The 606-nt window shown below is 68.2% G+C and carries 1 protein-coding gene; it reads right to left on the bottom strand.

Features of this window, described 5'->3' with window-relative positions:
- Window positions 1-606: hypothetical protein (locus ACLF3M_RS35390; RefSeq protein ID WP_430661712.1), on the bottom strand; the 606-nt coding region annotated here is incomplete at both ends.

The following is a 606-nucleotide window of genomic DNA, read 5'->3' as shown; positions in this document are numbered from 1 at the left end:
TGACAATCGGACTAGCTCGGCCGGACGTAGAGATCGCACGCACGGCATAGCGCACCGAGCCGGTCACCGGCGGTGCGGTGTCCACCCACAGCGCCCCGCGCAGCAGCCGTGGTGCGACACGCCGCTCGGGACCAAGGCGCAGCAGTTCGTAGCCGTAGAATCCGGGCTCGTTGTTCGGTGTCCAGCGAAGCACGACATCGGCACCGGCCATGCTCGCTTCCACCCATCGTGGCGGGGCGGGTGGCAGGCGATCGAAAGGCGTGATCGAGACCAGCACGGTCGCGAAGGGTTGCAGCAGAAGCGGCAGGCGTAGGCGACGACCCACCATGTGCAGTCCAGGGCGGAGCGATGCTCCCTCCGCCATCTCCGCGGCCTGGCGCAGCTGGCGCACGGCAATTGGCGAAAGGGGCGGCGACGGCATGCGGCGCCGATTTGCAGCGAAGGCGTTGGAATGCGTGCCGTCGATTCGGAATAGCGCGACGTTGGCGCGGCGCCAGGGAATGTCGTGGAGCTCCAGCTCCACCGACACCGCCGTCGCGGAGACGCCGTGCGGAAGATGCGTGACAAGCACGCCGACACGTCCCTCATCGGCCGTGACCAGCTGGT

It is taken from the genome of Falsiroseomonas sp. HW251 (assembly GCF_050563545.1).
Taxonomy (GTDB): Bacteria; Pseudomonadota; Alphaproteobacteria; order Acetobacterales; family Acetobacteraceae; genus Falsiroseomonas.
Note: the sequence above shows the minus strand (reverse complement) of the source record. Positions and strands in the feature narration are given on the sequence as shown.